Genomic DNA, 25,370 nt, shown 5'->3' with positions numbered 1-25,370 from the left:
GCCCTCGCCGTGAGGGTGAACAAAACCTAGTCGCGCACCAGTAAAAAAACAAGTTGATTTTTTACTGGCGCTACACTTTCATAAACAAAACAAGAACAACACCGCACCGGAGCCGCCTGTATGCAGACCGCCTTCCCTCACCTGTTCGAACCCTTGCAGATACGCGGCAAACGCCTGAAGAACCGCATCATGTCCACCGGCCACGACACCTGCCTGCCTACCGACAATCTGGTGAATGACAAACTGATCGCCTACCAGCGTGACCGCGCCGCGGGGGGCGTAGGCCTGATCGTGCTGCAAGTTGCCGGGGTGCATGACAGCGCCCGTTACACCTCGCATGTGCTGATGGCCACCGACGATGCCTGCATCGACGGCTACCGCCAGCTTGCCGAGGCCTGCCATGCGCACGGTACCGTGGTGCTCTCGCAGCTGTTTCACCCCGGGCGGGAGATCATGGAGTCGGCAGACGGCCTGTTGGCGGTGGCGTACTCGGCGTCTTCGGTGCCCAACGAACGCTTCCGCGTCATGCCGCGCGCGCTGGACCAGGCGATGATCGATGAAATCGTCCAGGGCTACGCCAGCGCCGCCCGCCGCCTGCACCAGGCCGGGCTGGATGGTGTCGAGGTGGTGGCCAGCCATGGCTATCTGCCCGCGCAGTTCCTCAACCCACGTGTGAACCTGCGCAGCGACGGCTACAACGGTGAACTGGAACAACGCCTGAGGTTCCTGCGTGAAGTGCTGGCCGCCGTGCGAGCCGCCACCGGCGAGCAGTTCATCATCGGCCTGCGCATCAGCGCCGACGAACGTGACAGCCAGGGCCTGAGCGAGGATGAGTCACTGGCCGCCGCAGTTGCCTTGCAGGGCCAACCCGACTACCTGCACATCGTCGCCGGCACTTCAGCATCACTGGGAGGCGCCCTGCATATCGTGCCGCCCATGGCCATCGAGCCCGCCTACCTGGCCCGCGAGGCCGCTACCTTCAAGCAACAGCTGGCTATCCCGCTGTTCGTGACCGGGCGCATCAACCAGCCCCAGGAAGCCGAACTGATTCTGGCCCGCGGCCAGGCCGATGTCTGCGGCATGACCCGAGCCTTGATCTGCGACCCGTTGATGCCGAACAAGACCGAACGCGGCCAGGTCGAAGATGTACGCGCCTGCATCGCGTGCAACCAGGCGTGCATCGGCCACTTCCACCGTGGCCTGGCCATCTCCTGCATCCAGCGCCCCGAAACCGGCCGAGAACTGCAATACGGGCAACTGACGCCCACGGCCAGCCCCAAGCGCATCCTCGTGGCCGGCGGCGGGCCAGCTGGCATGAAGGCCGCCGCCGTGGCCGCTGCCCGAGGGCACCAGGTAACACTGTACGAGGCCGGCCCCCAGCTCGGCGGCCAGGTGCTGCTGGCCCAGTTGCTACCGCGCCGCGCCGAGTTCGGTGGGGCCAGCACCAACCTGCAGCGGGAAATGGCCCTGGCCGGCGTGGAAGTCGTGCGCAACACCCGGGTCGACCGCACCTTGGTCGAGCGCGAGCGCCCCGACCTGGTCATTGCCGCCACCGGTGCCACCCCTTACTGGCCAGCGTTCGAACGCACCGGTGACTTGCAGGTGGTCGACGCCTGGCAGGTATTGCGCAATGAAGTGAAGCCGGGGCGCTCGGTGCTGGTCATCGACTGGCGCTGCGACTGGATCGGCCCAGGCATCGCCGAACGCCTGGTGCGCGAGGGGCATCACGTGCAGCTGGCGGTTAACGGTACCCATTGCGGCGAAAGCCTGCCGCTGTACGTGCGTGATCAACTGGCCGGCGAGTTGCATCGCCTGGGCATCCCCATCACCCCTTACGCGCGCCTGTATGGCAGCGACGACAACACGGTGTACTTGCAGCACACCGCCAGTGGCGAGCCGATGATCTTCGAGGGTATCGACACCCTGGTGCTGTGCCTGGGTCATCAGCCTGAAGACAGGCTGGCCAGCGAGCTGGCTGGCCTGGTGGAAGTGCGGCGCGTTGGCGACTGCCTGGCGCCGCGCACCGCCGAAGAAGCGATTCACGACGGCCTGACGGTTGCCTGGTCGCTCTGAGGCTGTACATACTGCGGCTTTTACGATGGACCGACGTGCATGAGCCAACTTCCCCAGCCCCCCGCCAGTGAAGCCGGGGGCGCAGCGCCGCAGTTCCTGGGCACCCGCATCCGCGGCCTGCGCAAGCGCCGTGGCATGACGCTGGCGGAGTTGGCTGCACACAGTGAACTGACTGCCGGTTATATCAGCCAGCTGGAGCGCAACCTTTCCTATCCGTCGATCCCCGCGTTGTTCAACATCGCCCGCAGCCTGGGCGTGACCATCCAGTGGTTCTTTGCCAGCGAAGCCACCACCGCCCCCGAAGACCAGGGTTACGTTGTCCGGCGCAACAGCCGCCTGAGCGTGCATTACGAAGATGGCATTGTCGATCAGTTGCTTACCCCGCAACCCAACCGCCAGCTGGAAATCCTGCACTCACGCTTCCCCCCGGGCACCTACAGCCAGCAAAGCTACAGCCATGAGGGTGAAGAAGCTGGCTACCTCCTCAGCGGCAGCTTCGAGCTTTGGGTGGGCGAGCGGCATTTCCAGCTGGGTGAAGGCGACAGTTTCAGCTTTTCCAGCCAGGAACCCCATCGCTATGGCAACCCCGGCGAAGTGGATGCCGTGGTGATCTGGGTGATCACGCCGCCAACATTTTGAAGCACTCCCGCAGGCCTTGGTAACACTGCTGACCCTCGATAGGGTCTACCTTGAGGCCGGCACGGCTGCGCAAAATCCTGGGTGAAGACGCCGCGTTACGCGTGGTAGTGGTCGACCGCGGCGCAAAAATACGTTCCGCCTTGGGCGACGAGCTTGGCAACTACGCGGTGATGTCCTGCCAGCACGCGATTCCACTGGGGCGCAATGGGGCCGTGACAGGCCCCATCCTTGCCATCAGGCAGCAGCAAACAGCTCGTTGGCAATCTGAGCCTGGGCAGCGTCAATCGCCTGGCTACGGTGTTCCGGGCCATAGGCCAGGCCATGGGCGCGGACGATTTCCAGGTCGGTGACACCGATGAAGCCCAGGAATACTTTCAGGAAGTCCTCATGCCCCGCGCCCGTCGGCTGGCCAGCGTGCAGGCCACCGGCGGTGGAAACCAGCACCACCTTCTTGTCGCCACACAGGCCTTCCGGGCCAGCTTCGGTGTAGCGGAACGTTTTGCCGGCAACGGCCACGCGGTCTATCCAGGCCTTGAGTTGGGTCGGTACTGTGAAGTTGTACATCGGCGCGCCAATGACTACAGCATCAGCAGCCAGGAATTCTTCCAGGGTTTCAGCACTGAGCTTGGCTTCAAAAGCCTGGGCAGCATCGCGCATGTCTTCAGGGGTACCGGCAGCTACCAAGGTGGCGGCGGAAAAGTGGGCGATGGCGTCAGCGGCCAGGTCACGGTAAACCACTTCCACGCTTGGGTCGGCTGCTTTCCAGGCCTCGACCACTTCGCGGCTCAGCTGGCGGGAGGCGGAATTGTCGCCCAGGATGCTCGAATCGATGTGCAACAGTTTCATGGGACTCTCCTGTGATTGAAGACCGCGTCAGTGGGCGATCACGATGGGGAGAATCCTACCGGGGTGCGCAATGGCTGATAAGGAGGCAAAAATGCGTTAGTTTGTCCCACAGGTGGAACAGTGAGACAGGCCCATGCAAGACCTTAACGACCTTTTTTACTTCGCGCGCGTCGTCGAAGCCGGTGGATTCGCCGCAGCCGGGCGCCAGCTGGGCATCCCCAAGTCGCGCCTGTCGCGGCGCATCGCCGAACTGGAAGAACGCCTTGGCACGCGCCTGCTGCAACGCACCACGCGGCAGCTCAAGCTCACCGCAGTAGGTGAACGCTACCTGCATCATTGCCAGGCCATGCTGCTGGAAGCCGAAGCTGCCGATGAAGCCGTAGCCAGCATGAGCAGTGAACCGCGCGGGCGCTTGCGGGTGTCATGCCCGGTGGCGCTGGCACACGCGTTCCTGCCAGATGTGATCAGCCGTTTTCTTGAGCAGTACCCGCTGGTGCAACTGGACATGGTGCTGCTCAACCGCCGGGTCGACCTGATTTCCGAAGGCATCGACGTGGCGCTGCGCGTGCGTGACCTGGGCGATGAAGACCCGGCGCTGGTCACCCGCCGCCTTCGCCAGGCGCAAATGCAGCTGGTGGCTGCCCCCGGGTTCGCCGATCACATTCGCGAACCTGCAGAGTTGGCGTCGTTGCCCGTGCTGGGGGCCGCCGAAGCCGACCGCTTGGTACACTTCCGCCTGCTCGGTCCACAGGGCAAGCAGCAGGAAATTGCTTTGGAGCCGCGCCTGGCCATTGATGATTTCGTAGTACGTAATGCTGCTGTACGGGCCGGACTAGGGTTCACTGCGCTGCCCAGCATGTTCTGCGAAGAAGAACTGGAACGCGGCGAACTGGTGCGCCTGCTGCCAGACTGGTCGCTACCGGGTGGCTACCTGCAAGCGGTATACCCCCACCGGCGGGGTGTACTGCCTGCAGTTCGGGTATGGATCGATCACCTGGCGGCATCATTCGAGGCCTGTGGAGAACGGTATGTCTGAGGGGAAGATGAGCGAAGCCGAAGTGGCAGCGTTTTGCCTGAGCCTGCCGGGTGCCCGAGAAGACTACAAATGGGGTGGCATTCGGGTGTTTTCAGTAGCGGGCAACAAGATGTTCGCCGTGCTCGACCTGGCCGGTGCGGGTTTGTCGTTCAAGGTGGCCGATGAACTGTTTCTCGGCTACTGCGACCGCCCAGGGGTAAGACCTGCGCCCTATCTGGCGCGGGCAAAATGGATCAGCATGGCGCAGCCCTACTCCATGGGGCGTGATGAGCTGACAGATTTGCTGCAGCGCTCGCACCAGTTGGTGGTGCGCCGGCTGCCGAAGCGCTTGCAGGTAGGGTTGATGATGTGAACTACCTGTACCGGCCTCCTCGCGGGCTTACCCGCGAAGAGGCCGGTACAGGCAATAATCAATTGAAGGGCAGATAACGCCCCTCAAAAAACAGCCAGTCCGCCCAGAACACCTGGTGCACCAGCACAATCCCCCAGCACACCAGCTGGTACGAAACCTTGCGGGTCTTGTGCCGGAACACCTGCTGCGCCACCAGTGCCCCCGGCCAGCCACCCAACAGCTCACTGGCATGCAGCACTTTCTCGGGCGTACGCCAGGCCTGGGTACGCGCCTGTTGCTTATCCTGCCAATACAGCAACAGGCTGATCAGGCTCATGGCCGGGTACAGCGCCAGCGGCCACCAGGCCTGGTCGTTCCAGGCCATGCGCGCAGCGCCCAACCCGGGCAACAGGCACAATACCCCCAACAGCAGCAGTTTCAGGCGCACATTGCGTACGCCCTGCGCCCGTTGCCCGCGCAACACCTCAGCCATGAGCTGTCGACCAGTCAACCCAGCCGAACTGCCAGGTCGCCAGAATCAGCAGGCCGAACACAATGCGATACCAGGCAAACGCCGCGTAGCTGTGGTTGGCAATGAACTTGAGCAACGCGCGCACGGCGATCATGGCGAAGATGAACGACGTCACGAAGCCAATGGCAAACACCGGCAAGTCACTGGGCTGGAACAGGTCACGGTACTTGTAACCCGAATACACCGCCGCACCGACCATGGTCGGCATCGCCAGAAAGAACGAAAATTCGGTCGCGGCCTTGCGCGACAAGCCGAACAGCAGGCCGCCAATGATGGTCGAGCCCGAGCGGGAAGTGCCCGGAATCATTGCCAGGCACTGGATGAAGCCGATCTTCAGCGCATGGGTCCAGCGCATGTCGTCCACATGGTCCACCTGCACGCGGTGCTCGCGGCGCTCGGCCCAGAGCATGATGACGCCACCCACCACCAATGCCGCCGCCACGGTGATCGGGTTGAACAGGTACTCGTGAATCAGGTCGGCGAACAGCACGCCCAGAACGACCGCCGGCATGAACGCCAACAGCAGGTTGCCGGTGAAACGCCGCGCCTTGGGCTGGCTGGCCAGGCCAAACACCACTTCAAAAATTTTGCCACGAAACTCCCACACCACCGCCAGGATCGCTGCCAGCTGAATGATGATGTTGAATGCCATGGCCCGCTCACCGCCAAAACCTATCAGGTCGGCGACGATGATCTGGTGCCCGGTACTGGAGATCGGCAGAAACTCCGTCAGCCCTTCGACCACGCCTAAGATGATTGCCTGGAAGGCAGTCCAAAAATCCATCATTCCCCCGGATGGAGCGCCGCTTGCTGCGGGCCCCTTGTTCTTGATTTGCTTGAATTTGCCGCACGCGGCCCGGCTGTTTTACAGCGACTGTTGGGCGCAACGCCAGTAGAAAAGTTCACGCCCGCTAAAGGTTTCATCTTGCGCGGCCGAAATCCTAGCAGAGCGCCTTTGCAATCGCTTTACGCGACCTGCTGCAGACTATTTCAAAGATAGCACTTAGCCATTAGTCGGGTGGGGGCCTGTCGCAAAGCATGCTTGGATGCACCTCAATAAAAAGAACAATGCGGGAGCTCCTGGATGAACACGTTGAGATCGATGTCGATCAGCCGGCGCCTGTGGCTGATCCTTGTGGTGGCGGTGGCCATGTTGGTAGTGCTGGGCCTGCTCATGCTGCGCCAGATCCACGGTGACCTTTACCAGGCCAAAGCGGAAAAAACCCGCCATGTGGTGCAGACCGCCGCTGGCGTGCTGGCCTATTACCAAGGGCTGGAGGCCGCCGGCACGCTCAGCCGCGAAGCCGCCCAGCAACAGGCACTGCAGGTGGTACGTGCGTTGCGCTACGACCACGATGACTACTTCTGGATCAACGACCTGGGGCCAAAGATGATCATGCATCCGGCCAACCCCAAGCTCGATGGCCAGGACCTTTCTGCCATTCGCGACCCCGACGGCTTTGCCGTGTTCAACGAAATGGTCGCCTTGGCCCGCCAGCAGGATGCAGGGCCGGTCAACTACCGCTGGCCCAAACCCGGTGCCAGCGAGCCGGTGGCCAAGACTTCCTATATACAGCTGTTCAAACCCTGGGGCTGGATCATCGGTTCGGGCGTGTACGTCGATGACGTGCAGGCCGAATTCGCCCGCCAGTTGCGCGATGCCTCGCTGGTGGGTGTGGCTATTGCCTTGCTGATGGCACTGGTGGTCCTGCTGATTGCGCGAAGCATTGCCCGCCCCTTGCAGGAGGCTGTGCAGGCCATGGGCAATATCGCCAGCGGCGAAAGCGACCTGACGCGGCGCCTGGACACCCACGGCCGTGACGAAATCACCCACCTGGGCGAGCACTTCAACCGTTTCAACGGCAAGCTGCAGGGTGTGGTCGGCCAGCTGCAAGGGGCGGCCCACGCGCTGGCTCAGTCCGCCGGGCACGTCGGCGACAATGCAGGCGCCGCACAGCAGCACAGCGCCCAACAATCGCTACAGATGGACCAGGTAGCCACCGCCGTGAACGAGGTGACCTATGCCGTGCAGGACGTGGCCAAGACTGCCGAACAGGCCGCCGGGGAAATGCGCACCGCACAGCAGCAGGTAACCCATGGCCAGCAAGCGATTCATGGCAGCCTGGCGCAGATCGACCGGTTGTCGCTGACCATCGACCAGGCCGTGCAGGTGATTCGCGACCTGGCCGGCCACAGCACGCGCATCGGCGGTGTGCTCGATGTCATCCGCTCCATCGCCGAGCAGACCAACCTGCTGGCGCTCAATGCGGCCATCGAAGCGGCGCGGGCCGGGGAACAAGGCCGAGGCTTTGCCGTGGTCGCCGACGAAGTTCGCCTGCTGGCCCAGCGCACGGCACAATCGACGGCCGAGATCCATACCATGATCGAACACCTGCAAAGCCAGTCGGATGCAGCGGTCAAAGCCATCGACACCAGCAGTGAAGCCTCGCGCCAAACCGTCGAGCAGGCCCGCGAAGCCGGCGCCAGCCTGGACGCCATCAACCAGGCACTGACCAACCTGACCGTGCTGAATGCCTCCATTGCCAGCGCCACCTTGCAGCAGTCGCATGTGGTCGAGGAGATCAACCGCAATGTGCTGGATACCGCCGGGTTGTCCCAACAGACGGCTGATGCGGCACGTCAGTCCAGTGATGCCGGGGTGGCGTTGGGGCAATTGAGCGAGGAATTGGAACAGTTGCTGCGCCAGTTCCGGGTTTGACGCCGGCCTCTTTTGTGGGAGCGGGCATGCCCGCTCCCACAGAGAACCGATGCATCCCACCTACTGCGCCCTACACCTTCCCCAGCCGACCCGCTACAATCGCGCCCCTCCCCACAGCCGCCAAGGATCGCCGATGTCCGGCCTTGAACTCATCGCCGCCGTCCTCGGCGTCACCGCTGTCTGGCTCACGGTCAAACAAAACACCTGGTGCTGGCCAATCGGCCTGGTCATGGTGCTGATCTATGGCTGGCTGTTCTACGAGGTAAAGCTGTACTCGGGCATGCTGCTGCAACTGGCCTACGCCATCCTGCAACTGTACGGCTGGTGGCAATGGAAACGCCCCGGCCACACCGAAGATGCCCGCCAGGTATCGCGCCTGCAAGGCCCAGCGTTATTTGCCGGCCTGGCTGCCGGGGTACTGCTGAGCGCAGCCCTGGGCACGGCCATGGCCAACTGGACCAATGCCGCCCTGCCCTGGCTCGACGCCACCCTGACCGGTTTCAGCCTGGTGGCGCAACTGTGGATGGCCCAGAAGCGCCTGCAATGCTGGCCGCTGTGGGTGGCCGTAGACATCGTCTATGTAGGCCTGTACCTGCACCAGCAGCTGTACTTCACGGCAGGCTTCTTTGTCGTGCTCACCCTGATTGCCGTACGCGGCTGGCTGGAATGGCGCCGCGACCCGGCGTTGGCGCAAGCATGAGCACACAACACGCCATGAAGGTCCTGGTGCTGTGCGGCCCCGAATCCAGCGGCAAGAGCTGGCTCAGCGGTGTGATCCAGGCGCATTTCGGCGGTGTGGTGGTGGCCGAGTACGTGCGCCACTTCATCGACCAGGAGTGCCGCGATACCTGCTATGCCGATATCCCTGCCATCGCCCACGGCCAGCTGGCCTGGGAAGACCGGGCGCGCGAACAGGCACCACCGCTGCTGATCCTCGACACCCACCTGCTCAGCAACATGCTCTGGAGCCGCGCCTTGTTCAATGACTGCCCGGCCTGGCTGGAACAAGCCTTGCTTGAACGGCACTACGACCTGCACCTGCTGCTGAGCCCACAGGGGGTGGACTGGGTTGCCGATGGCCAGCGCAGCCAACCCGACATCAACGACCGCCAGCGTTTTTTCGACGACAGCCTGGCCTGGCTGAAACAGCATAATCAGGCGCACCAGATAGTTGAGGGCAATTGGCCGCAGCGCCAGTTGCTGGCCTTGCAAGCCGTTGCTACGCTACTTGATAGCGATGCGCCATCCTGCCCCGCCGAGTGTTAACCCACTGACACACTCTAGTGGGGCAAAGCCCCCGGAATTGCGGGCTTTTCCCCCGTTTCGGGGGCAGTGTCAACCCCATGAAACACCCCTGCAAAAACCCTTCCAATCAGGGCCACAGCTGGCTTGGCCAGCAATGCGCACGGCTGGCTGTTTCACCGCTGAGACAGAATGCGCCGCAGTTTGTCAGCCTTTCGCCCTAACTGTCTGATCTGAAAAAGATTCTCAAAAGCGGCACACCATCTGCTCTGTCCTTTGCATCGCTGAACAAGGCCAGCGCTCAAAGAAGGAGTTGCCGTCGTGAGGAAGAGTGACAAACGCCTCTATCACCTGTTGTTGGCGGGTTGTGTACTGGGGGCGATGAGCCTCACGGCCCACGCAGACAAAGGAATCATCATCATCAAGCGCGACGTACAGGTGCGCAACGCGACGATCCCGCCCTTGATCCCTGACCCGAGCCCGACCACTGTCAACGCCAACCCTTCTGCCCACGTGCTCAAGCAAACCAACGAACTGAGCGATGGCGATTTCGCCAGTATCAGCAGTGGCGCCGGCATCAGCAACATGATTACCCAGCAGACCAACAACCTGGGGGGCAACCTCGGCAACCAGAACCAATTGCCCAACCTGTCTGGCGGCCGTGGCACCGGGGGCGCGGGTAACGGCATCTCCAACATGGTCAACTCAAGTGTGCAACGCGGCCTCGCGCCGTTGCAGATTCTGACCGGCGGGGGCAAGTGACATGAAGCACATGCTGCTGATTCTGGCCACCCTGTGCAGTACGCCAGGCTTCGCCGATTCCCTGGTTCCCGTCATCAACAATGCCAACATCGACAGCTCGGGCAGCCGCTATCAGGGCAACCTCTCCGTCAACCAGGCCGCCGGTGACAAACAGCAACAGGCCAATGCGCGGGCCATCGCCGTCGGGCCTCAAGCGAATGCCAGCACGCAGATCCGGCAACGGCTGAACACACCCGCCGACCCGACGATGGATGCCCGCTCGACCATTCAAGGCAACGCGTTCAGCAACGGCAGTGGTGCGCTGGGCGTCAACCAGAGTGCCGGCGCCAATACCCAGCAAGCCAATGCCCTGAGCATAACCCTCAGTGCTCAACCGCAAAGCATCGACGACAGCGTCCTCATGCAACAGAACGTGGCGCTGCTCAACAACTCCGGTCCAACTGACACCCCAACAGGCCATCGCCAGGTCACCACCAGTGACCAGGCCTTCACCGGTAGCCGCGGGGTGATCCAGTTGAACCAGAGTGCCGGGGTGGGAAACCGAATGGCCAACACCTTGAGCATCCGGGTCGCGGATTGACCCTTTCAGTTAAGAACGACACTTAACCAACATAGAGTACGGAGAATCACCATGAAACCCTCGATGGCAATCAAGCCTCTGGTGTTCGCAATTGCTGCGGTCATGGCTGTTGCTGTACAAGCTGGGCAGAACGATCGGCGCAATGACCACCACAACGGCCACCATAACAATGGTCATCACACGCCTCCTCCAACCAAAATCCCTGTGTATGCAACGGCCAATGCCTGGGATACCCAAACCAGCACCGATAACCGTATCAGCAATCAAGGCACCATCAACGAAGCCGAGATGAACCAGTCGGGCGAAGGCTCCAGTGGCAACGTCGGTATCAACGTGGCGGCCGGTAACGGCAACCAGCAGGATAACGCCGCAGCCATTGCCAACGCCGGCTCCGAGTCGAGCCTGGACAACAGCTTCGTGTTCGGCATGGCCAGTGCTACTGCCGATGTCGTGCAAACCAGCGACAACAACCGGGTCGACAACTATTCGACCCAGTCGTCTGCTGTGATGAGTGGCTCGGCCAGCGGGGCTGAGGGCAACATCGGCATCAACATCGCCGGTGGCGACCTCAACCAACAGAAAAACACCATGGCCATCGCCAACACCGGTGCGCCTCTGGGTAACGCCACTGCCACGGCTTCTGCCGAACAGGACGGGCCAGGCCTGGTCGTGAACAACAGTGCTGACCGCACTTACCGCGTCGACACGATCACCATTACCACCTCGGCCAGCGGTTCGAGCTCGCGTGATGGTACGTTCAACTCGACCGACGACCGCAGCTCCTCGTCGAGCTTCAGCGTGGCCGGCTCGCAAAGCGCCAGCTCCAGCGGCTCTAGCGGCTGGAACTCCAGCGGCTCGAAATCCAGCAACGCCAGTGGCTCCAGCAGCATGTCGGCAAGCGGTTCCAACGGCTGGAATGCCAGTGGCTCTGCCAGCGGCAGCAACAGCTCGTCGAGCAGCGCCAGCCTGAACGCTTCGCTGGATGCCGCAGCCAATGCTACGCGCACCTTCACCACTGATGATGGCCGCCGCGAACGCACCCGCTCCAGCACCTTCGATGGCTCGCTCAGTGCATCGTTGGACGTATCGGTCGACAAGTCGCACGAAAGTGCATACGACTCGTCGTTCGAGAAAGCCTTCGACTCCAGCTACGACAAGACGCGCGAATCGTCTTACGACAAGTCCAAAGACTCTTCGTACACCAAGTCTCACGACTCTTCGTACGAGAATGCTTCGGCCTCGGCGTTTGAAAAGTCTGGCGAGAAATCGAAACAATCCTCGAACGACGTTTCGAAGAGCTACAGCGAAAGCAGCGCTTACGACTTGAGCAATACTGTGTCCTTCCAAGTGCTGACCCCGACCGGCTGGGCCAACCCTGTTACCAATACTGCAACCCTTAGCGGTTCGGTCAACGGTGGCAGCGGCAACCTGGGCGTGAACGTGGCAGCCGGTGTGGGCAACCAGCAGAGCAACTCGCTGGCCATTTCCAACACCTCGTTCTAAACACTGCGCTTGAGGCCCCCTTCGGGGGGCCTTTCTTCAACACCCACCGGAAGGCATCCGATCATGCGCATTATTGCCTTGGCGTTTTTGCTGTGCCTGGCCAGCGTGAGCGAAGCCGCACAAATGCCGCTGTCCGTCCTGCCGGGCGGCGCCGTGGTGTTCAAACCCATCCAGAGCGTGCGTGAACGCAAGTTCGCCGACCTGGTGCAACAAAAAACCGACTTCAGTTGCGGCGCCGCCGCGCTGGCGACCATCCTGCGCCAGGCCTACTGGCTGGATGTGGACGAACATCAGATCATCGAGGGCATGCTGGCCCACGCCGACCAGAACCTGGTGCGCACGCAAGGCTTCTCGATGCTCGACATGAAACGCTACGTCGAAAGCCTGGGGATGCGTGCCCGCGGCTACCGGGTAGCACCCGACACCCTGCACAGTGTGCGCATCCCGGTCGTGGTGCTGATGGACGTGCGCGGCTACAAGCACTTCGTGGTCATGCAAAAGGTCGACAAAGGCTGGGTGTACATCGGTGACCCGGTGCTGGGCCACAAGCGCTACAAGATCGATGATTTCCTCAAGGGCTGGAACGGCATCATCTTCGCCGTGATCGGCCAAGGGTACGACAAGAACAATGTCCTGCTCGACCCGCCCCTGCCACTGACTGCCAAGGGCCGGGTGAACAACTTCACCCCAGTGAAGGACACCGAGCTGCTGGACTTCGGCTTCATCAAAAGCGACTTCTTCTAACGACTGTTCTAATGACAAGGAGCATGAGGCTCCAGGGAGCATTTCATGAAGACTTCATTGTGGCTGGCCATGGCCTGCCTGGCCGCCAGCCTGCCAAGCCACGCCGAGGCGCTGAAACCCATCGAACTCAAGGACCAGGAGCTGGCCAACCTGCGTGGCCGCTATGTGATGCCGGGGCGCATCGTGAGTTTCGGGATTGTCATGTCCAGCACCTGGCAAAATGCCAAAGGGGACGTGATCGGGGCGACATCCACGCTGCAAGTCCAGCAGTCGACCATCAAGCCCCAGTTCTATGTCTCGATGATCGACGAAAAAGGCACCGGTGCCGCGTCGAGCGGTGCCGCTTCTGCGGGCACGGGCGTGGTCACAGGTGGAAACGGGCTGACCACCACCGAGGGTGTCACCCAGGTAGTGCGTGCAGCTGGCGACAACAATACGGCCTACAACAACGTTGATATCAACGTCACCAAAGCCAACCAGGCCCCCGCTGTGCAGCAGCAAGGCCAGGTACTGGCCGCTGGCCAGACCCTGGTCGGTGAAAACGGCGCCGGCTCGCTCAGCGTGTCCTCGACCGGCGTGGGCGTGCAGCTCAACATCAATGCCAGCAACAACCAGGGCAGCAGCGTGCAGCGCCTCGCCCAGGGCGGCCTGATGCAGAATTCGACGCTGCTCGGCAATGGCAACCTGGTCAACAACGTCACTTCCCTGAATGTGGTCATGCGTGAAAGCGTGCCAACGGCCGCCTCGCTGAACGGTAGCCTCGACCAGCTCAAAGGTCTTCGCACCTTCGGATACTGATCTACGCTCAGTCTCATCAAAAGTAGTCGGAAGGGACGGCAAATCCATGCACCGATCTTTAACGCTCAACGCTTTTGTGTGTTTGACTACCCTGGCCCCGGCCACAATGCTCTATGCAGCTGCCGACCCTCAGGTCGAGGCCCTCAAACAGGAACTGATCGAGCTTAAACGCCGTTACGAAGCCCAGCAGCAAGCGCTGATGGTGCTGGAGCAGCGCGTGCGACAGGTCGAGGAAGCCCCGGCGGCGGCGCAACCCAAACGCCTGGTCAAATCCCCCGCTGAAGGGGTCAAGGGGGCACAAACTGTCGCATCCGGCGCGCCGGGCACCACCGGCAGCTCCTACGGCCAGGCACTCACCGCCGACTCGGAGCCGGCACAAAGTGTGTCCAACCTGTATGACGAAGCCAGCGGCTTCTTCGGTGGCGGCAAGTTCAGCTTCGAAACCGGCCTGACCTACACCCATTACGATACCCGTGCGCTCACGCTCAACGGTTTCCTGGCGCTGGACTCGATTTTCCTCGGCAGTATCAACCTGGACCGCATCAAGGCCGACAACTGGACCCTGGACATGACCGCGCGCTACAACCTGGCGCAGCGTTGGCAGTTCGATATCAACGTGCCCGTGGTGTACCGCGAGTCTACCTACTCGTCCGGCGGCGCGGGTGGCGCCGGGGCCAGCACCTCCGACGCCAGCGTGACCCGTGACCCGGAAATCGGCGACATCAACGTTGGCGTAGCGTACAAGTTCCTCGACGAGGACGAGACCTGGCCTGACGCTGTGGCCACCCTGCGTATCAAGGCACCGACCGGCAAAGACCCCTATGGCATCAAGCTCCGCGAGGTCGACGGCAACAGTAACCTGGCAGTACCGGAAAGCCTGCCGACCGGTAACGGTGTGTGGTCGATCACACCGGGCATCTCGCTGGTCAAGACCTTCGACCCGGCCGTGCTGTTTGGCAGCCTGTCCTACACCTACAACATGCAAGACTCGTTCAGCGACATAAGCCCACAGGTCAACAGCAAGGTGCCGGGAGACGTGAAGCTCGGCGACTCCTGGCAAATTGGTGGTGGCATTGCCTTCGCCTTGAACGAAAAAATGAGTATGTCGTTCTCGGTGTCAGACCAGTTCGCCCGCAAGAGCAAGATCAAACCGGATGGTGGTGACTGGCAATCGATCTCCAACAGTGACTACAACGCCGCCAACTTCAACATCGGCATGACCTTCGCCGCCACCAACAACCTGACCATTGTCCCCAACCTGTCCATTGGTCTGACCGATGATGCGCCAGACTTCTCCTTCAGCCTGAAATTCCCCTACTACTTCTGATACTTGCCTTCAGCCATGCCCGTGCAAGCGGGCATGGCTTTTGGTTACCAGCCTTGTAGCCAACCGCTTTCCACTTCCCGGCCTGTTATCATCCAGCACAGATGCATGACGATTTAATGGCAAAAGGGAAGTTTTTGTGAAGAACCTGTCCGACCACCCACGTACCCGGCTTGCCGCCTTGGCAGCCCTGGTGCTGGTGATCCCACTGGGTACGCGCGCCATGCTGGGTTGGTCCAACCCGCTCGGTTACCTGTCCGACCTCGCCCTCGGCAGCCTGCTGGTCTTGCTGCTGCACCGCCGGCCATGGTGGCTGGCCCTGCCCGTGCTGCTGGCCTGGGCAGCCCTGTGGGTGGCCTCGGCCGAACTCGTCAGCGCAGTGGGCCGGTTGCCCACCAGCGCCGACCTGACGTACCTCGTCGACCCGCAATTCATGGAGAACTCTACCGGCGGGGGCCTGGCCCATGCCTGGCTGCCTTGGGTAATGGGCGCAGGCCTGTTGGTCTGGCTGGCCTGCGCGTGGCGCAGCCGCACCCGGCGCAGCCAGCCGCTGCCGCGCAAGGCCTGGGCCGTTCCCGCGCTGCTGTTCGCTACCCACTGGGGCAGCCAGCAGCTGGTACCCAGCGACGCCGATCAATGGCGGCAATACAACCTCACCCACCAACTGATGTCTGCCGGGGTCGGCACCCTGGAGCGCAAGGTCGAGGGCTGGATGGGTCGCACGCAAACGTTCACGCCGCTGGCCAGCAGCGGCCTGACGCAATCAGACCTGCATGGCCAGCGCCTGCTGGTCGGGCCAGGCAGTGCTCGCAACCTGCTGGTCATCACGGTGGAAGGTATCCCCGGGGCCTACCTGCGGCCCAATCGCCAGGCCCTGCACAGCCGCTTCGACGAAGACCTGATGCCCAAGGTCAGCCAGTGGGCCGAGCGCGGCATGAACACCCCGGACTACGTGCTGCACACCCACCAGACCATCCGCGGCCTGTACGCGATGCTGTGTGGTGACTACGACAAACTGGCCAACGGCACGCCCAAGGGCGTCGAGCTGCTAACCCAGAACGAACGCAACCAGGCCTGCCTGCCGGCGCAACTGCGCCAGGCCGGCTTTACCACCCACTACCTGCAAGGTGCCGGCCTGCGCTTCATGGCCAAGGACCGCATCATGCCGCACATCGGCTTCGATTCGGTGCACGGCCTTGAGTGGTTCCGCAACAAGAACTACCTGGACTTCCCTTGGGGCAAGGATGACCGGGCCTTCTTCGAAGGCGCCCTGGACTACGTCGGCCAGCTGCAAAAGCAGGACAAACCCTGGATGCTGACCCTGCTCACCGTGGGCACGCACCAGCCGTATTCGGCACCCGCCGAGTACCTGGAACGCTATGACACGCCCAAGCAGGCTGCGGTGGCCTACCTGGACGATGCGCTCGGGGCGTTTCTCGATAACCTGGAACGCCAGGGCGTGCTCAAGGACACATTGGTGGTGGTGACCTCCGACGAGTCCCACGGCATCGACGGTGTGCGCCTGGCCTCGTCCTGGGGCTTCAACCTCACCCTGGCGCCGGAACAGGCGCAACTGCCCCACATCAAGCGCGGCACATACGGCCATATCGATCTGGCCACCTCCGTGCTCGACTACTTTGCACTGCCCATTCCAATAGCGCTTGGTGGTCGCTCGCTGTACCGCGACTACGATACCGGCCGCGAAATGATTTCCTACACCAATGGCATGCTGCGCTATCACAACGGCCAAGGCGTCTTCACCGAATGTGACTTCCAGCAGCGCTGTCGACGTTACGCCAGCGAGGGCTTCATTGCCGACCAGGCCCGCTATCTGGGCCCGGGCGACAGCCTGCTCGGCCAGCAGATCGGCGCCCTTGCCGGGGTGCTCGACCAGTCACTGCTGCAAACCCCGCTCAACCTGCGTTACCAGTTCGGCGGCCCTTCGCCGATCAAGCTGCGCAAGCGCATTCACGATGACTGGGCCGATAACCTGATCGGCGCCCAGTACCTTGAAATGCCGGAAGGCTCGCACACCCGCGTGCGGGTGAAGGTGCGCTCGCTGGACCCCAAGCGTGTCGCCTACATCCAGCTCAAGGCCAAGCAACTGGAGCAGGATGTGCCACTGGGCCTGCCTGCCGAGGTGAAGGTCACCGCCGACGAACCGCTGGAGATGGAGTTCAGCTTTGACAACCCGACCGAGCGCAAGGCGTTTTCCTTCCATTTGCTGGGGTATGGCGGCGGTAAGGTGGAAGTCAGTGACTTCAGCGTGATCACAGCGCTGCCCGGAGAGGATGACGCCGCAGATGAACTGACCGAGGGCCACATTGCCCATTCGGGCTGAGCGGATAACCACTCATCGCCCGGCTACCGGTGCCTGTCGAATCGGCAAACGCGTGCTCGACTAGTGTGTGAACCCCCAGCGTGGAGACAGCACCATGAGCACAAGCGAAAGCAGGCACCCGGTGGTTTCCCGTAGCCAGTGGCTGGCGGCACGCCGGCAACTGTGGCTGCACGAAAAGGCCTTTACCCACCACCGCGATGCGCTGTCCGCAGCCCGCCGCGCCCTACCCTGGGTCAAGGTCGAGCAAGGCTATCGCTTCCAGGGGCCGGACGGCGAACTGAGCCTGGCTGACCTGTTCGAAGGCCGCAGCCAGCTACTGCTTTATCACTTCATGTTCGCCGAAGGCTGGAGCGAAGGCTGCCCCGGCTGTTCGTTCCTGGCCGACCACTTTGACGGCGCCAACCTGCACCTGGCGCACCACGACGTGTCGCTGGTCGCGGTGTCACGGGCCCCCTATGCCGAATTTCAGGCGTTTCGCCGTCGCATGGGCTGGCAGTTCCCCTGGTACTCGTCACAGGGCAGTGGTTTCAACGAGGACTTTGGCGTCAGTGTGGGCTGCGAGGGGGAACGGCAGTACAACTATGAGCCGTATGACGGCAATGAAAGCGAGTTGCCTGGCCTGAGTGCGTTCTACCGTGAAGCGGACGGCAGCGTTTACCACACCTACTCGACCTATGCCCGTGGGTTGGACATTCTGGTCAATACCTACAATTTCCTGGACATTGCGCCACTGGGGCGCAATGAAGGCGGGACCATGGACTGGGTGCGGCACCACGACCGGTATCAGGGGCAGCCAGACAAGCCCCACTGCTGCCACACTTAAGCTCCAAGGCACCCCAGCGGGCGTGCCCGCGAACACCGGCAAAGCCGGTGCCAGGCACCAAGTCGCCTGCTTCGCGGGCACGCCCGCTCCCACAAGGGCCGCTTTTAGTCAGCCGCGAACCCCCAGCATCCCGCGCTCGACGATAAAGTCGATCACCGCCTGCAACCCCTCGCCCTTCTTCAGGTTGCTGAACGTCCACGGCCGCTGCGGGCGCATGCGCTGGGTGTCGCGCTCCATCACTTCCAGCGAAGCCCCCACATAGGGCGCCAGATCAGTCTTGTTGATCACCAGGAAGTCCGACTTGGTAATGCCCGGACCGCCCTTGCGTGGAATCTTCTCGCCCTCAGCCACGTCGATCACATAGATAGTCAGGTCGGCCAGCTCCGGGCTGAACGTGGCGCTGAGGTTGTCACCGCCGCTTTCCACGAAAATGACCTCAAGGTTACCGAACTTGCGCGCCAGCGCCTCAACGGCGGCCAGGTTCATCGAAGCGTCTTCGCGAATGGCCGTGTGCGGGCAACCGCCGGTTTCCACGCCCACGATGCGCTCCGGCTCCAGGGCGCCGGCTTCGGTGAGGATGCGCTGGTCTTCCTTGGTGTAGATGTCATTGGTAACCACAGCGATCTGGTAGTGATCGCGCATGGCCTTGCACAGCGCTTCCAGCAGTGCGGTCTTGCCAGAGCCGACCGGGCCGCCGACACCGACGCGCAGGGGTTGTTGATAGCTTTGCATGAAGGCAGTCCTCAGGAACGGAACAAACGGGTGTATTGGGTTTCGTGACGCGATGAGGCAATGGCCAGCAATGGCAGGCCGCCACCGAGCTGGTCATCGGCCAGCGCCAGGGCCTGCTCAAGTGCAGCGGGCAATTCGGTGCCCAGGTCGCGCAGCAAGGTCTGGGCCGCCTGCTGGCCGAACGGCACCAGCTTGACCCCGGCCATGACCGCGCCTTCCAGCCAGGCAAAGCCATGGCCCAGGGCCAGCTGACGCAGTGGAATGCCCCAGTGCGCAGCCAACCAGGCCATACCGCCCAACTGGGTCAATTCCAGGCTGGTGCGCCACGCCGGCGCCTGACCCAGTTGCCAGCCATCCAGAAGCCGCGCCAAGGCCGCACCACGCTGCTGCTCTTCCAGGCGCAGCTCGGCGGTTTCGCGGTTGGCCAGCAAGAAGCGGCTCCAGTGGCCGAAGGCCTCGGCGTCCTCGGCCTGACAAGCGTGATACAGGCGCGCCAGCACCGGCCAGTCCAGGCAAGCCAAGGTGTCTTCGACCTGCTCGCGCTGCCAGGCTGCGAAGCCATCCACGCCCTTCACCCAGCCCGCCTCGACCGCCCACTCCAGGCCTTGCGAATACGTGAAACCGCCCACCGGCAGGCCGGGACTGGCCAGCTGCAACAGGCGCAGCAACGCCAGGTCGCTGTCCATCAACCGGCCAGCACCAGCGCGGCACCGGCCAGCAGGCCACCACCGAAGGCTTTCTGCAGGCCACTGTGCCGGCGCAGCAGGCACCCGACGGCAAAGCCCGCCGCCAACAGCAAGCCGCTGACCGTGACAAAGCCGGCGCTGAACTGCCAGAACGCGCTCGGCGTGGCTTCCACGCCATGGGCCCAGCCGTGGAACAGGGCAAACACCGGCATGGCCATGGCCAGCAGCAACTGCCGGCTTGGTAGCAGCACCGCCCCGGCGGCCACCAGCAGCGACCCGGCAATCAAGGTTTCCATGCCCAGCACGTCACCGAACAAGTGGCCACAGACTGCCCCGCCAAACATCGCCGCCAGGGTTGCCATGGGCAGTGTCAGGCTGCGCCGGGTCAGTGCAGCGAGTACGCCAGTGCCCAACAGCATCAGCAGGTGGTCAAGGCCCGTCAGCGGGTGCAGCAGGCCATCGTGCAACGGATTGCTGTCATGCCCAGGGTGAGCGAAAGCCGGCAGCGCCAGCATCAGTAGAAACAGGGCGAACGTCTTTTTCATGGGTTGCTCCAGGGCAGTTCAGGAATGGGCAGGCAGGCGAACGAACGGGTGATCGTTGCCGTGGGCATGGCTGTGGCCATGCGGCGCGCTCTGATAGGCGCCCGCTTCGGGCTCGAACGGAGCCTGTTCGGCCTCCACCGTCAGGCCCAGACCACGCAGCATGTCGTCCAGCACATGGTCGTGCTGGAAACGCAGCAGGCCAGGCTCGATCTGCAGGGGCACGTGGCGGTTCCCCAGGTGATAGGCCGCACGGGCCAACAGGTGCGGGTCGGCACAGCGCACCGTCGACACCGTTTCGGGTGCCGCCAGCACACGAATCAGCTGGCTGCCATCGGCATCGGCAAGCAACTCTCCCCCGCGTAGCAGGTGGCCGCGTTCGAGCATCAGGCCGGCTTCGCGGCCATCGTCCAGGGTCACACGCAGGCGGCTCTTGATACGGCTGTCCACATCCAGGGTGACGGTGCCGGTTTCGGTGAGCGTGCCGGGCTCGGTGATGCGGCGGGTCAAGACAATCATCGGTGCTCCTTCAAAACAGGAAATAACGCTGAGCCAGCGGCAACTCGCTGGCCGGCTCGCAGACCAGCAGCTCGCCATCGGCACGCACCTGGTAGGTTTGCGCATCGACCTCGATCAGCGGCTGCAAAGTGTTGTGGACCATGTCCGGCTTGCGCACCCGGCGGCAGCCGTTGACCACGCCTACCAGGCTGCGCAGGTTCAGCTCTTCTGCCAGGCCGCGGTCCATGGCCGCCTGGGGCAGGAAGGTCATGCGTGTGGCATGCCGCGCCGCGCCCAGGGCGCCGAACATGGGCCGGTAGTGCACCGGCTGCGGCGTGGGGATAGAGCCGTTGATATCGCCCATGGGTGCGGTGACGATCATTCCGCCCTTGATCACCAGCGCCGGCTTGACCGCGAAGAACGCCGGCGACCACAGCACCAGGTCGGCCAGCTTGCCCGCCTCCACCGACCCCACTTCGTGGCCGATGCCATGGGTGAGTGCCGGGTTGATGGTGTACTTGGCGATGTAGCGTTTGACCCGGAAGTTGTCGCTGTAGGCGGTGTCAGGTGCCAGAGGCCCGCGGCGCAGCTTCATCTGGTGCGCGACCTGCCAGGTACGCAGTACCACTTCCCCGACCCGGCCCATGGCCTGGGAGTCGGACGACGTCATGGCAAAGGCGCCCATGTCGTGGAGAATGTCCTCGGCCGCAATGGTTTCGCGGCGGATGCGTGATTCGGCAAAGGCCACGTCCTCGGCAATGCTTGGGTCCAGGTGGTGGCAGACCATCAGCATGTCCAGGTGCTCGTCAACGGTGTTGACCGTGTACGGCAAGGTCGGGTTGGTCGAGGAAGGCAACACGTTGGCCTGCCCCGCCGCGCGGATGATGTCTGGCGCATGGCCACCGCCGGCACCTTCGGTGTGGAAGGTATGGATGGTGCGGTCGCCGATGGCCGCCAAGGTGTCTTCGATGCAGCCGGATTCGTTGAGTGTGTCGGTGTGGATCGCCACCTGGATGTCCATTTCCTCGGCCACGCCCAGGCAACAGTCGATGGCTGCAGGCGTAGAGCCCCAGTCTTCATGCAGTTTCAGGCCGACAGCGCCCGCAGCGATCTGCTCACGCAGCGCTTCAGGCCGCGAGGCATTGCCCTTGCCCAGCAAACCGATGTTGATCGGCAGGCTGTCGGCGGCCTGCAGCATGCGCGCCAGGTACCAGGGGCCGGGCGTGCAGGTTGTGGCATTGGTGCCGGTGGCCGGCCCGGTGCCGCCGCCAATGAAGGTGGTGACGCCACTGTTCAGCGCCTCGTCCACCTGCTGCGGGCAGATGAAATGGATATGCGAGTCCACGCCGCCGGCGGTGACGATCTTGCCCTCGGCCGCGATCACTTCGGTACCTGGCCCGACCGGTACGTTCACGCCCGGCTGCACATCGGGGTTGCCGGCCTTGCCGATCACCGCGATACGCCCGTGCTTGATGCCGATGTCGGCCTTGACGATGCCCCAGTGGTCGATGATCAGCGCATTGGTCAGCACCAGGTCCATGGCTTCGGCGGCCAGCATCTGGCCCTGCCCCATGCCATCGCGGATCACCTTGCCGCCGCCGAACTTCACTTCTTCGCCATAGATCGTGAAGTCCTTCTCTACCTCAACCCACAGCGCCGTGTCGGCCAGCCGCACGCGGTCGCCCACCGTGGGGCCGAACATGTCGGCATAGGCCTGGCGGGAAATACGGCTCATACCCTGCCCTCCAGTGCACCCATCACCTTGCCCTGAAAGCCGTAGACCTCACGCTTGCCGGCGTAGGCCACCAATTGCACGGTGCGCGCCTGGCCTGGCTCGAAACGCACGGCAGTGCCGGCCGGAATGTCCAGACGAAAGCCCAGGGTGGGCGCTCTGTCGAACACCAACGCGTCGTTGACTTCGAAGAAGTGGTAATGCGAGCCGACCTGCACCGGCCGGTCACCGTGGTTGGCCACGCTGACGCTGACGGTTTCCCGGCCACTGTTCAGTTCGATGTCGCCAGCAGCGACCTGGATTTCACCTGGGATCATGCGGGGCTCCTTGGCAGGTTCAGACGATGGGGTCATGCACGGTCACCAGCTTGGTGCCATCCGGGAAGGTCGCTTCGACCTGCACGTCGTGGAGCATTTCGGCAATGCCGGGCATCACCTGCTCGCGGGTCAGCACTTCGCGCCCGAGGCTCATCAACTCGGCCACAGTGCGGCCATCGCGTGCGCCTTCGAGCACGGCGGCGCTGATCAACGCCACCGCTTCCGGGTAGTTAAGCTTCAGGCCACGGGCCAGGCGCCTTTCCGCCAGCAAGGCAGCGGTGAACAGCAGCAGTTTGTCTTTCTCTCTTGGGGTCAGCTCCATGGCGCTCTCTCAGGTGGCCCAGATGCGTGGTGGGCAAGCTGGCAGGCCGAGGACGGCCGGGCGCAGCACATGCCACAGACGTTGCAGGGTGCGTTGCAGGTGTTGGTTGTCGTGGTCGAGCACACGGATGACCAGCAACGACCCCAGCAGGGTCGCGCCGGCCGGGGTGTCCAGTTCATCCAGCAGCGGGCGAACCTGCTCCAGCACCGACTGGTCGGCCGGTGCCGCACAGAACGTGGCGAGCAGCGGGTGGCCGCCGAGCTTGTCCAGGCGCCCGCCTTCGATGCGCAGGCGTTCGTGCAGGCCGACTTCGTCGGGCAGTTCAATGTGCAAACGGCTGTCCAGCCTGCCCTGCTCGAAACGCTCGCTCATGACCGGGCGGCCGAGGCACAAGGTTTCCCAGGCCAGCAGCCGCGCCCCGGGTTCCAGGGTGAAACGGCTGTCGAGGCTGGCGCGGGCGCCGGAGAAGAAGATGCTGTCTTGCGGCAGCCATTCCAGGGTGCTGCCAGCCGCCAGCCGAAAACGCTGGGTCAGCCGTGCGGTGGGGCCGATGCTGCGGTAGAACTTGCTGGCGCCGGGCATGGTCAGCAGCGCGTGGCTGCCAGGTTCCAGGTGGATATCCAGTTCCAGGCGGTCGCCGGCGACAATGCCACCCGGCGGGTGCAACACATAGACATGGCACGGCGCACCTTCAGGATAGAAAGGCCGCTGCACCAAAAGAGGTCCGAAATGGCGCCACGCACCAAGGCGGGTCACGTCGTAGCGCCTGACAAAGCGCAACTGCAGGTGGGCGCTCCAGCCTGCATCGTCTTGTTGTTGTTCGATCTGCTCCGCGAGCGACATCCTGCGGCCCCTGAAATCCGTGGCCTGATGGCCGTTTAGAGGGTCCGGCGCGGGCGGCTGCTAGCGCGCACGGCCTGACCACTCGATCAAATTCGCAGGCTGGATATAGCAGTTTGCGGGCCAACTCCGCAGGTGAAGGCAGATGAAACTTTTTTCGTAGCCGCTCTGGCACAGGGCATACGGGGGAATGGCGCACAAAGCGGGGGCGCGCACTGGCCCTGTTTCGGTGCCAACAGATGTGCCATCGGGGCTGCAAAGCGGCCCCAAACACATCAAGACTCAGTAGTCGAAGCGGTCCACCGCACGGCGGCGTTCGTTGTCATCACGCCGGTCATAGATGGCCGTGGTCTGGATATTGGCATGGTGTGCCAACTTCTGCGCAATCGACAGGTCATGCTCTTCGATCACCCGGGTGATGAATGCCCGGCGGAAGTCGTGCGGCATGATCTTCACCCCCACCTGTGCACCGCGCTGGCGGGCGATGTAGTAGATGGCATGTTTGGTAATGCGCGCCCGGGTTATGTGGCTGCCACGGCGGATGCGGTTGAACAGGAACGGGTCATCCTCCGCACCGGCAGGCAGGTCCTGGCGGCGCAGGTCGAGCCAGGCCTGCAACTTCTCGAATGCCCACGGTGGTGCGTACTTGACCAGTTGGTGGTTGCCCTTGCCCACCACCTGCAGGCTGCGCGCCTCGAAATCGACCTGGTTCAGGTCGATGTCGACCGACTCCGACTTGCGCATGCCGGTTCCGTACAGCAAGGCAATAATCGCGGCATCGCGTACGCCCTGCGGCCGAGGGTCGGCCGCGCACACGTCCATCAATTCGCGAATCAGGCTGCGCCGCAAGTTGCGCCCGGGTGGCAGGCGGGTGCCAGTGGCCGGCTTGACCTCGCGAATGCGCAACAGTTGCTCATGATCGATCAGGCCCTGGCGCCAGGCCTCGTTCATCACGCCGCGAATCGCGTTGACGTACAGCGACGAGCTGTTGGGGGCGTATCCGTCGGCACGCAGGGCAGCCACCAGCGCGATCACATGGCCGGGCTCGAGCCGATGCCAAGGCACATCGACGATGTTGCAGTCGACAAAGCCCAGCCGGTCGGCGGCGTCCTGAAGGATGTAGCGCATGGTTTGCTGGCTGGATGGGGCCAGGCGGGCCATGTACTGCAGCAGCGGATTGTTGGAAAGATCGGACAAAACGTGAATCCTGTAGCGAAGCGGCGGCCGGTATTGAGCTGGCCAGCATCTCAAGCAAGTTGAAACGATTGATGAACGAGGGCCAATGACGTTTCAAGCGCACGCCATTCGAACCCGAAGAAGTGCCATCATCTTGATATTCATGGATTTTATAACTGACACGGGCCAGATCTTAACCCATTTACAGCGTCAAGGGCCGCCCGTACGGCGC

Annotated in this window: 27 protein-coding genes; 15 read left to right on the top strand and 12 right to left on the bottom strand. The window is 63.0% G+C overall.

Going from position 1 to position 25,370, the window contains the following annotated elements:
* Positions 1-120 precede the first annotated feature (120 nt).
* Complete coding sequence (locus D906_RS11435) at positions 121-2,073, top strand: FAD-dependent oxidoreductase (protein WP_027615197.1); 1,953 nt, start codon at positions 121-123, stop codon at positions 2,071-2,073.
* 39 nt (positions 2,074-2,112) lie between these two features.
* A complete protein-coding gene (locus tag D906_RS11430; RefSeq protein ID WP_019098582.1) occupies positions 2,113-2,712 on the top strand; it encodes a helix-turn-helix domain-containing protein in 600 nt (199 codons plus the stop codon).
* 234 nt (positions 2,713-2,946) lie between these two features.
* On the opposite strand, the gene D906_RS11425 is transcribed toward D906_RS11430, so the two are convergent.
* Positions 2,947-3,558: an FMN-dependent NADH-azoreductase gene (locus D906_RS11425; RefSeq protein ID WP_019098581.1), complete on the bottom strand. Its 612-nt coding sequence runs from the start codon at positions 3,556-3,558 to the stop codon at positions 2,947-2,949.
* Positions 3,559-3,691: 133 nt separating this feature from the next.
* On the opposite strand from D906_RS11425, the gene D906_RS11420 reads away from it, so the two are divergent.
* Together D906_RS11420 and D906_RS11415 are read left to right on the top strand one after the other, a co-directional pair.
* Positions 3,692-4,594 carry a LysR substrate-binding domain-containing protein gene (locus D906_RS11420; RefSeq protein WP_019098580.1) on the top strand — a complete coding sequence of 301 codons (903 nt, stop codon included), beginning with the start codon at positions 3,692-3,694 and terminating at the stop codon, positions 4,592-4,594.
* Positions 4,587-4,946 carry an MmcQ/YjbR family DNA-binding protein gene (locus D906_RS11415; protein WP_019098579.1) on the top strand — a complete coding sequence of 120 codons (360 nt, stop codon included), beginning with the start codon at positions 4,587-4,589 and terminating at the stop codon, positions 4,944-4,946. The genes D906_RS11420 and D906_RS11415 overlap by 8 nt, the downstream gene beginning before the upstream one ends.
* A 58-nt stretch (positions 4,947-5,004) precedes the next feature.
* On the opposite strand, the gene D906_RS11410 is transcribed toward D906_RS11415, so the two are convergent.
* On the bottom strand, positions 5,005-5,418 hold the full coding sequence (locus D906_RS11410) for a DUF1294 domain-containing protein (protein ID WP_019098578.1): 414 nt from the start codon (positions 5,416-5,418) through the stop codon (positions 5,005-5,007).
* Entirely contained in the window at positions 5,411-6,241 is an 831-nt protein-coding gene (locus D906_RS11405; RefSeq protein WP_025753007.1) for an undecaprenyl-diphosphate phosphatase, read from the bottom strand. The genes D906_RS11410 and D906_RS11405 overlap by 8 nt, the downstream gene beginning before the upstream one ends.
* Before the next feature lie 300 nt (positions 6,242-6,541).
* Here D906_RS11405 and mcpP point away from each other — a divergent pair, with 300 nt between their 5' ends.
* The 11 genes from mcpP (at position 6,542) to D906_RS11350 (ending at position 18,293) form a co-directional block, all read left to right on the top strand.
* Positions 6,542-8,176, top strand: coding sequence for a methyl-accepting chemotaxis protein McpP (mcpP, locus tag D906_RS11400; protein WP_019098576.1), 1,635 nt, complete (start codon positions 6,542-6,544; stop codon positions 8,174-8,176).
* Between the two features lie 133 nt (positions 8,177-8,309).
* On the top strand, positions 8,310-8,876 hold the full coding sequence (pnuC, locus tag D906_RS11395) for a nicotinamide riboside transporter PnuC (RefSeq protein ID WP_019098575.1): 567 nt from the start codon (positions 8,310-8,312) through the stop codon (positions 8,874-8,876).
* On the top strand, positions 8,873-9,442 hold the full coding sequence (locus D906_RS11390; RefSeq protein ID WP_019098574.1) for an AAA family ATPase: 570 nt from the start codon (positions 8,873-8,875) through the stop codon (positions 9,440-9,442). The genes pnuC and D906_RS11390 overlap by 4 nt, the downstream gene beginning before the upstream one ends.
* A 297-nt stretch (positions 9,443-9,739) precedes the next feature.
* The gene (locus D906_RS11385; RefSeq protein WP_019098573.1) at positions 9,740-10,180 is read left to right on the top strand and encodes a hypothetical protein; all 441 of its coding nucleotides are present in this window, start codon (positions 9,740-9,742) and stop codon (positions 10,178-10,180) included.
* Between the two features lies 1 nt (position 10,181).
* On the top strand, positions 10,182-10,760 hold the full coding sequence (locus D906_RS11380) for a hypothetical protein (protein ID WP_019098572.1): 579 nt from the start codon (positions 10,182-10,184) through the stop codon (positions 10,758-10,760).
* A gap of 51 nt (positions 10,761-10,811) precedes the next feature.
* Positions 10,812-12,263 carry a hypothetical protein gene (locus tag D906_RS11375; protein WP_019098571.1) on the top strand — a complete coding sequence of 484 codons (1,452 nt, stop codon included), beginning with the start codon at positions 10,812-10,814 and terminating at the stop codon, positions 12,261-12,263.
* 63 nt (positions 12,264-12,326) lie between these two features.
* On the top strand, positions 12,327-13,007 hold the full coding sequence (locus tag D906_RS11370; RefSeq protein ID WP_016714146.1) for a C39 family peptidase: 681 nt from the start codon (positions 12,327-12,329) through the stop codon (positions 13,005-13,007).
* Between the two features lie 45 nt (positions 13,008-13,052).
* Entirely contained in the window at positions 13,053-13,805 is a 753-nt protein-coding gene (locus D906_RS11365; RefSeq protein ID WP_025753012.1) for a hypothetical protein, read from the top strand.
* Between the two features lie 46 nt (positions 13,806-13,851).
* Complete coding sequence (locus tag D906_RS11360; protein WP_019098569.1) at positions 13,852-15,132, top strand: hypothetical protein; 1,281 nt, start codon at positions 13,852-13,854, stop codon at positions 15,130-15,132.
* Between the two features lie 136 nt (positions 15,133-15,268).
* The gene (locus tag D906_RS11355) at positions 15,269-17,470 is read left to right on the top strand and encodes an LTA synthase family protein (RefSeq protein ID WP_025753015.1); all 2,202 of its coding nucleotides are present in this window, start codon (positions 15,269-15,271) and stop codon (positions 17,468-17,470) included.
* Between the two features lie 94 nt (positions 17,471-17,564).
* Positions 17,565-18,293, top strand: coding sequence for a thioredoxin family protein (locus D906_RS11350; RefSeq protein ID WP_019099109.1), 729 nt, complete (start codon positions 17,565-17,567; stop codon positions 18,291-18,293).
* Between the two features lie 108 nt (positions 18,294-18,401).
* Here the strand turns inward: D906_RS11350 and ureG are convergent, their stop codons facing one another.
* The 9 genes from ureG to xerC form a co-directional block, all read right to left on the bottom strand.
* On the bottom strand, positions 18,402-19,025 hold the full coding sequence (ureG, locus tag D906_RS11345; RefSeq protein WP_010953755.1) for an urease accessory protein UreG: 624 nt from the start codon (positions 19,023-19,025) through the stop codon (positions 18,402-18,404).
* Positions 19,026-19,036: 11 nt separating this feature from the next.
* Complete coding sequence (locus tag D906_RS11340; protein ID WP_025753023.1) at positions 19,037-19,711, bottom strand: urease accessory protein UreF; 675 nt, start codon at positions 19,709-19,711, stop codon at positions 19,037-19,039.
* Positions 19,711-20,256, bottom strand: coding sequence for a HupE/UreJ family protein (locus D906_RS11335; protein ID WP_019099107.1), 546 nt, complete (start codon positions 20,254-20,256; stop codon positions 19,711-19,713). The genes D906_RS11340 and D906_RS11335 overlap by 1 nt, the downstream gene beginning before the upstream one ends.
* An 18-nt stretch (positions 20,257-20,274) precedes the next feature.
* A complete protein-coding gene (gene ureE, locus D906_RS11330) occupies positions 20,275-20,772 on the bottom strand; it encodes an urease accessory protein UreE (protein ID WP_016714153.1) in 498 nt (165 codons plus the stop codon).
* Between the two features lie 10 nt (positions 20,773-20,782).
* Positions 20,783-22,486 carry an urease subunit alpha gene (gene ureC / locus D906_RS11325; protein ID WP_019099105.1) on the bottom strand — a complete coding sequence of 568 codons (1,704 nt, stop codon included), beginning with the start codon at positions 22,484-22,486 and terminating at the stop codon, positions 20,783-20,785.
* Positions 22,483-22,800 (bottom strand): urease subunit beta, encoded by a 318-nt coding sequence (locus D906_RS11320; RefSeq protein ID WP_016714155.1) that lies wholly within the window; start codon positions 22,798-22,800, stop codon positions 22,483-22,485. The genes ureC and D906_RS11320 overlap by 4 nt, the downstream gene beginning before the upstream one ends.
* A 19-nt stretch (positions 22,801-22,819) precedes the next feature.
* Complete coding sequence (locus D906_RS11315; RefSeq protein ID WP_003253929.1) at positions 22,820-23,122, bottom strand: urease subunit gamma; 303 nt, start codon at positions 23,120-23,122, stop codon at positions 22,820-22,822.
* 9 nt (positions 23,123-23,131) lie between these two features.
* Positions 23,132-23,965, bottom strand: a complete 834-nt coding sequence (locus D906_RS11310; protein ID WP_027615196.1) for an urease accessory protein UreD — start codon at positions 23,963-23,965, stop codon at positions 23,132-23,134.
* 279 nt (positions 23,966-24,244) lie between these two features.
* On the bottom strand, positions 24,245-25,159 hold the full coding sequence (gene xerC / locus D906_RS11305; protein ID WP_016714157.1) for a tyrosine recombinase XerC: 915 nt from the start codon (positions 25,157-25,159) through the stop codon (positions 24,245-24,247).
* Positions 25,160-25,370: the final 211 nt, after the last annotated feature.

This window comes from Pseudomonas sp. LAIL14HWK12:I1, from assembly GCF_003202095.1.
In the GTDB taxonomy this organism is placed as follows: domain Bacteria; phylum Pseudomonadota; class Gammaproteobacteria; order Pseudomonadales; family Pseudomonadaceae; genus Aquipseudomonas; species Aquipseudomonas monteilii.
The sequence above is the reverse complement of the archived record's forward strand: the minus strand, read 5'-3'. Positions and strand labels throughout refer to the sequence as shown.